This window comes from Paracoccus solventivorans (assembly GCF_900142875.1).
GTDB lineage: Bacteria > Pseudomonadota > Alphaproteobacteria > Rhodobacterales > Rhodobacteraceae > Paracoccus > Paracoccus solventivorans.
Genome location: NZ_FRCK01000002.1, coordinates 538,108 through 544,591, shown reverse-complemented (window position 1 = coordinate 544,591; position 6,484 = coordinate 538,108). Strand labels below are relative to the sequence as shown.

The window sequence follows — 6,484 nt, the reverse complement described above, 5'->3', positions numbered from 1 at the left end:
AACGCGACCGCAAGGTGCAGCGGCAGGTCGATCCGGTCCTCTACCGCCAGCGCAACCTCGTGGAGAGGTTCTTCTCCAAGCTCAAGCAGTTCCGATAGATCGCCACCAGATATGAAAAGACAGCGCAAAACTACCTCGCCGCCGCCCTCATGGCATGCTCAAGGCTCTGGATGCGGAATTATGAGTCCGCAGCCTAGACCGACCCGGTCGAAGTGTTGAACGGGGCCTCCTGTCCGATCCTGTAGAGGATGTGGCGTTTTCTGACGGGCCTCCGGGCCTATCCCACCATGGGGACGCCGAGATGTGCGGCGTGTCCCAGTCGCTGTCCGAGCGATAATCGCCCCGGGCGCGGCTACCAAAGAGCCAGATTTCCTCGGCGAAGAGTTCGGTCCGGCAAAGGATCATCAGGTCCCGCAGCCTCGGCTCTTCCCGGAAGAAGCCCTCGACCCGCTGCCCTGTCATTCCCCTTCCCCGATTCTGTCGAGATCGATCAGTCCCTTCCTGACCCGACGCTCGGGATCCCCGGACCCGAACTCGTGCTTATATCCGACCGAGACGTTGCGCAGGAGCGTGCCGCCGGGGGCGCGCAGATCGGCGGAACGGTGGGTGTGGCCGGAGATCCAGGCGTTGGGGCGATAGCGGTCCATCAGGTCATCGAGATCGGAGGCGAAGCAGGGTGAAAGCGGTGTCATCCGGCCTGTGACGGTGGCCGAGGGGCATGGTGCGTTCCCACGATGGTCTTTCCGGGCCAGGGTTTCGCCAGTTCCTGGATCGGCCAGGACTTCTGCCGCTCATGGACCACGATGGTGTCCTCGGGTCGAAGCGCGCGTTCCGGGTCGCCGATCATGATGCCGCTCCACCATATGCGGCGGCGTAGTCGGGCATCCTCTGGCTGGCATGGCGGATGGATTCCTCGACTGATCCTACCCCGATTGAGTGGACACCCCTGATAGGCTTTCGAGCCAACGGAAGGAGTGTTCGATGGAGAAGAAGAAGCGCCGGTATTTTCCGGATGAGTTCAAGCGACAGGCCGCGGATCGCGTGGAGACGAGCGGGCTGTCGATCATGGATGTCGCGGCGGAACTGGGCATCCACGAGACCCAGCTGCGCCGCTGGATAAGGCAGCTCGGCAAGGCGGGGACGAGCACTGCGCGGCGCCCCATCACGCAAGCGCAGGGCCCGTCCCCGGCCGACCTGGCGGCGGAGAACGCCCGGTTGACGCGGGAACTGCAGAAAGCCCAGACGGAGCGCGATATCTTAAAAAAAGCCGCGCTCATCTTCGGAGCGGCCACCCGATGACGTTCGGGTTCGTGGATGAGCATCGTCATGTCTGGCCTGTCCGCACGATCTGTGCCGTGCTCGGCGTCTCCGTCAGCGGCTACTATGCGTAGCGCCGGCGGCCGGAGAGCAAGCGCAGCACCGAGAACCGCGCTCTTCTCAGCGATATTCGCTGCGCTCACGCGGAAAGCGGCGGGTGTTATGGCGCGCCGCGCGTCCATGCCGTGCTACGCGCTGCCGGCCGGCATGTTCTACGGAGAACTTCGCGGCGACCGCGTCGAACCAGGTCTGGCTCGCCGATCTGACCTATATCCGGACCGGCGAAGGCTGGCTCTTTCTTGCGGCACTGATCGACATGCACACCCGCAAGGTCGTGGGCTGGAGCATGCGCGAAGCCCTGCACGCCTTGATCACCCTCGAGGCACTCGACATGGCCATCAGACGCCAGCGCCCGGCGCCCGGGCTGATCCAACATTCGGACCGCGGCATTCAATACGCTGCCGACGAGTATCGCCAAGCCCTTGCCACCGCGAAGATAACACCGTCGATGAGCCGAAAGGGAAACTGTCTGGATAATGCCCCGATGGAGAGTTTCTTTCATACCATCAAGGTCGAGCGCGTCCATCACCGCGTCTACGCCACCAGAGCCGAGGCCCGCCGCGATCTCTTTGCCTACATCGAGGGATTCTACAATTCACGGCGCCTGCATTCGGCGCTAGGCTACCGATCACCGGCCGACATGGAGCAAATGGCAGCCTGACCCCGTCCACTTTTTCGGGGTAGGATCACGACCGCCGCCTCGCCCTCGGCCTCAGAGAGGCGCATGTCGGTCCAGAGGGTGGTCATCAGGATGCGGGTGTCGCCCAGCACCAAGCGCAGGCATTGTCTGAATGCGCATCCGGCCCCTTGGCAGATGCGCTCGAGATCGCGGTCCAGCGTATGGAGATTGCCGCCATAATAGTCGTGGTTGCCCGGCAGGATCACGGTTTTCGCGGTCGGATGGATTGTGCCGAGCCAGAGGATCTCGTCCGGCCATCTGTCAAGGGCGGCTTCGGCCAGATCGCCGGCGACGATCAGCAGTTCGGCCTCGCGGCCGGTATGGCGGATCGCCCGACCTCGGCTTCGGCACGCCGCTGGGTATGGCCGAACAGCCAGGTCTCCGGCTGGAACCGCTCGATGGTGGGCAAAAGGTTCGAGCCATAGGCCGGATCGAGTTCCTCGCGCCGCTGGGAGATCAGGCCGGGATGCGGGCAATGGTGGGTCACGACCACGGTCCGGCCCGGGAAGGGCGCGGCCAGCCGCTCCTCCAGCCAGGCGCGGTGATCGGCGTGGACAAGGGCGGTGTCGGAGGGCCGGATCCGCCGGTAGCCGGAGGCGGCGTGGCGGATGTGCGGTAGTCGTTCATGACGCGCTGCACGACCAGCATCGCGAGGGTCGGCTCGCCATGCCGGGCGAAGTCGGTCCAGAGGGTCGCGCAGAGGAAACGCGTCGTCCCGATGACGATCTCGGCTCTCTGGGTGAAGTTCACCCCGGTCTCGGCACAGATCGTGGCGAGCCGGTCCTCGCCTTCTTCCAGAAGCCCGTAGGCCAGAACGAAGTCTTTGATTTATGTATACCTGTCGTGGGTGGGCAGAGTTGAGATAGTGCGTCAGAACAAGTCTAAGCCCTAGCCGGATCATCGTAGAAGGACTCGGCCTCGAAATACTGCCTGTCCCCATTCAAGTAAGGAGTCGTGTTGTCGAGGGACCAATAGTGCCAATCTAATTCCTCTGCCTTCTCGCGCTTATCGTTGAAGACAACTGCTGATCCAACAGAGAGCGTCTCCTCAACATGCCCAACTTCTGGGTAACGTCCACGTTCCGAGGGAAGAATCCTGCCGTAAACCGGGACCCAAACGGCACGAGAATATAACCTGCGTCGATGATCGCGCAGTTCGAACCATTCTTGACTTAGCTCGTCCATGTGAAACCTCTTATGCGTGCGCAGGTTGAATCAGCCAGTAGTGGGTTCGGTCGGTCCCGCCACAATATGAAGCATGAGGGTTTGCCATTTCAATGCCGAAGGTTCGGCCGAATGGGCTCCTTGCCGCATATGTAGCGAATGTCCGGAATGACGTGCTGCCGCGCAGCGTGGCGGGAGGGCGTCGAACGACTGCAAAAGGCCGCCCGCTCCGACCGTGTCCGATGCGCATCTTAGGCTCGGCCGTCATTCCTCGCCATACTTCGACCTGTAGCGTTCTTCCGGCGCCAGCCACTCCTCAAGATAATCGAGGGGATCCGAAGGGCCCAGCATGGATTTCGCCAAGGCCAGGCGTTGCATGATCCGGGCGCGGCGCTCACCTTCCACCTGACCTGCTCGCTCCTCGGCTTCGCGGAAGAAACGCTGGACGGCAAGGGCGTTTGCCCATCTGTCCATGATGTCGGACAGCTGCTTCCGGCTTTCGGTCTGCGCCTGTTCGACGCATCGCTGATCATCCTGCCGGCGCCAGCGTTCCCGTTGCTCCTCCCATTCGCGCTGAAGCTGGGCCGCGGCCTCCTCAGCCGCGGTCATGAGCGTCCGGAGCTCCTCCTCCGAGCTTTCCAGCTTCCGGATGATTGCCGGGATCATCCCGCCAAGCGTGGCTTTCGTGGTCTCCTGCCAGCTGTGCATCCAGGCGACCCCGTGCAGAGGCGAATAGGCCACCAGCCGGAAGCGGCCGCAGGGAAGATCCTGCTCGGTCGTCCATGAACTGGCGCGTTGCCACGCCTTGGCGGATCGAACCTCCTTGCTGTCCTCCCGGACATATCTGTCGCCGATCCGGCGAAGCGTGGCCCGCTCCGTCATCTCGGTCAGGGCAAGGCCGATGGGAACCGCACCGATATGGCAGATCGTCGGCCGGTGCGGGGACCAGATGCGCCCCATGGAATAGGGGCCATACTTCCGGTCCTTTCCGGGGCTTTCCCGCTCCTCGATGTCGGGACGGTGCATCTTGCGGTCCGGAGCTGCGAACATCACGCGGTGCCCTCTCTTTTCGAGAGCATTGTAGATTTCACTCGCAAGGTCGAGGGCGCGGGTCAGGCAGGTTTCCGAGGTGACGATGTCGGGCAGAAGCTGCTTGTAGGGCCGCAGGAACTCCCCTTCGTCGAGCTTCCGCGTCTTGCGGAAATATCCTTCCACGCCGAGAAGAAGCGGATGACGGCCCGTTTGAGCAATCTTCGCCGCAGCGCTGCGCGTGCTGCGGGCGCGTGGCTTCGGGGTGTTCCTGACAGGGGCGGAGAGCGGCTTGTCTTTCGACCACGTTTCCTGGTCGCCCGGCAGCAGGGGCGGCAGGTCGGGGCGGGGTTTCTCCTTCCCGACAGCCTTCTTTTGCCAGTATCCGGCTGGGGGGCGCGGCACATTCAGCGCTTCGCAGACCCGTGCGAGGTAGGAACCTGATACGCCGAAATTTTCGGCCAGCTTGCTGACCGGGGTAGCCCAGACCTGCTCGTAGAGATCCTGCCTGGAGATTTCGAATTTTTCGGGGCTTGGGGATGGAGAAGTCATGGTCGCTACGGTCTTCCAGATGTCTTGTCGGGCCAGATTGAGGGCGTGGGCTGGTGATACCCATGCCATGATGCCGCGGATTGCGGGTGCTTTTTTCCTATGAACGCCTGTAGCCGGACGAACTGCAAGGCAATCGCGACCCGGTATGGCCTCGACACGAAGGCGATGCGCGACCTTGGGAACCCGGGCGGGCGGCCCTGATGCAGCTTTGTAACGGATAATCCGGTGCGGTTTGGTTGTGCGCGTGGACGGGACCGCAGGTGTCGATGGGGCGGCATGTATGCATTGCATCCGATAAAAAAAAGATACTTCAGCATCTTACAGAATTTTTCCGAAATCTTCTGGAATCGATTCGACTCAAAAGAATCGAATTTCTATAATGATTGCCGACAAGAAGCTCGCACGGCTTCAACTCAGGTATGGTTCCACAGCCGCCATTCGGGTGGTCATCATCATAGTGCTTACGCGGGAGAGCCAGTGACGGCGGAGGCTCCCAACCCTTGAGCCAGACTGGTGCGGTCGCACGGCGAAAGGTCCATCGACAACCTGATCGACGGGCGTTCGCACGTGACTATGTTCTTTTGCCATGCACTTGCTGCGGCGGATTCTCCGCATCGTAGCAATTTTTCGCCAGCGGATGCCGGTGTCGGGCTACCGGGCTTTCTGCCGGTGGCTCCTTTGGCATGCCTGCACTTCCGTTCTCCGTTCAGGACGAAGGGTCACGATTTTTCCGGCCAACCAAAGTTCCGGGAAAATTCCGGCTTGGAGAAAGTAAAGAAAAATACGTAAAATCAGTATATTGACTCCAATTTCGCCATCTGCCACTTGGCCTCTGACTCGCCGAAATCCGGCAATCGGGGCGTGTTCTATCTCCCACTCGCTCAACGTGATACAGCCGATGCGCAGGGCGCATCAGCCAAGAAGTGCCGCTGTCGGGCGGGACGCAAATGCTGATGTATCCCCCGCAAACGCCTTTCGCGATTGCTGTAAAATCTCGGCCTCGTGCCGGAAGGGGCCACCGATGCCGAAAGTGGCCTCCTCGTGTTTCCTGTGGAGGAGGTGGAACTCATCTGTCGCGAGTTCGAGACAGCCGTTCCGCTCCAGGCGCTCGCCGAGCATCTGGGGGCAAGCATGAACCAGGCGCAGGCTCTCTATTCCGCCGGGATCATTTCTCCGCTCATTCCGCCCGGTGGCCCGGGTTCTGTCCGAAAGGTTGTCTTCGGGCGTTCCCATCTCAACGGGTTCCTTTCCAGGATCGAGGCGATGGAGGTCGTTCCGGCTGAGTTCCGTGGGGAGATCGTCAGCATCTCCGTCGCCTGCCAACGGGAGGGTGGCACGACGCCGGATCTGGTGCAGGCTATATGGGATCGCAGGATCATGGCCTGGCGCGATCCGTTGCATACGGGTCTGCGGTCCATCCTGGTCCGGCTCTGTGATGTGCGGGTTTTGCGGGAAAGGGCGGGCCGCGCCTTGGCCTGAGTTTTCCCCTTTTTACCCTACCTCCGACACCACCCCGCGGAAACGCGGGTTTTTTCATGTCAGAACCAGGAATTGCAAATGGGTAGAACTTTCCCCCGATCTCGGGTAAATCTTTGCCCGAGGTCGTATGTGAGGCTTTGATTTTATTGGGAAATCCAGGTGAAACTTTCGACCCCATTACAGCCGGGGCGGAGTTTAGGGGGTT

Annotated in this window: 7 protein-coding genes and 1 pseudogene; 5 read left to right on the top strand and 3 right to left on the bottom strand. The window is 61.5% G+C overall.

Annotated features, from left to right (window positions below):
- A pseudogene (locus tag BUB57_RS17060) lies at positions 1 to 197 on the top strand (transposase); the annotation flags it as partial.
- On the opposite strand, the gene BUB57_RS17360 reads toward BUB57_RS17060, so the two are convergent.
- Together BUB57_RS17360 and BUB57_RS05800 are read right to left on the bottom strand one after the other, a co-directional pair.
- Positions 148 to 405 (bottom strand): nucleotidyltransferase domain-containing protein, encoded by a 258-nt coding sequence (locus tag BUB57_RS17360; protein ID WP_407670324.1) that lies wholly within the window; start codon positions 403 to 405, stop codon positions 148 to 150. The pseudogene BUB57_RS17060 and the gene BUB57_RS17360 overlap by 50 nt on opposite strands.
- Positions 406 to 458: 53 nt before the next feature.
- Complete coding sequence (locus BUB57_RS05800) at positions 459 to 692, bottom strand: hypothetical protein (protein ID WP_073063548.1); 234 nt, start codon at positions 690 to 692, stop codon at positions 459 to 461.
- Positions 693 to 981: 289 nt separating this feature from the next.
- Here BUB57_RS05800 and BUB57_RS17055 point away from each other — a divergent pair, with 289 nt between their 5' ends.
- The 3 genes from BUB57_RS17055 to BUB57_RS05785 all read left to right on the top strand — a co-directional run bounded on the left by BUB57_RS17055 (position 982) and on the right by BUB57_RS05785 (position 2,481).
- A complete protein-coding gene (locus BUB57_RS17055; RefSeq protein ID WP_073063545.1) occupies positions 982 to 1,299 on the top strand; it encodes a transposase in 318 nt (105 codons plus the stop codon).
- 175 nt (positions 1,300 to 1,474) lie between these two features.
- Entirely contained in the window at positions 1,475 to 2,038 is a 564-nt protein-coding gene (locus BUB57_RS17045) for an IS3 family transposase (RefSeq protein ID WP_234951990.1), read from the top strand.
- Between the two features lie 146 nt (positions 2,039 to 2,184).
- A complete protein-coding gene (locus tag BUB57_RS05785) occupies positions 2,185 to 2,481 on the top strand; it encodes a hypothetical protein (RefSeq protein WP_073063542.1) in 297 nt (98 codons plus the stop codon).
- Positions 2,482 to 3,483: 1,002 nt separating this feature from the next.
- Here BUB57_RS05785 and BUB57_RS05775 read toward each other — a convergent pair.
- On the bottom strand, positions 3,484 to 4,800 hold the full coding sequence (locus tag BUB57_RS05775) for a hypothetical protein (RefSeq protein WP_073063534.1): 1,317 nt from the start codon (positions 4,798 to 4,800) through the stop codon (positions 3,484 to 3,486).
- A gap of 1,041 nt (positions 4,801 to 5,841) precedes the next feature.
- Between BUB57_RS05775 and BUB57_RS05770 the strand changes: the two genes are divergently transcribed.
- Positions 5,842 to 6,279, top strand: coding sequence for a hypothetical protein (locus BUB57_RS05770; RefSeq protein WP_143159627.1), 438 nt, complete (start codon positions 5,842 to 5,844; stop codon positions 6,277 to 6,279).
- Positions 6,280 to 6,484 lie beyond the last annotated feature (205 nt).

Excerpts from the sequence above, each read along its gene's own strand:
- BUB57_RS17360 (WP_407670324.1), bottom strand. The coding sequence starts at position 405 with ATGATCCTTTGCCGGACCGAACTCTTCGCCGAGGAAATCTGGCTCTTT.
- BUB57_RS05800 (WP_073063548.1), bottom strand. The coding sequence starts at position 692 with ATGACACCGCTTTCACCCTGCTTCGCCTCCGATCTCGATGACCTGATG.
- BUB57_RS17055 (WP_073063545.1), top strand. The coding sequence starts at position 982 with ATGGAGAAGAAGAAGCGCCGGTATTTTCCGGATGAGTTCAAGCGACAG.
- BUB57_RS05775 (WP_073063534.1), bottom strand. The coding sequence starts at position 4,800 with ATGACTTCTCCATCCCCAAGCCCCGAAAAATTCGAAATCTCCAGGCAG.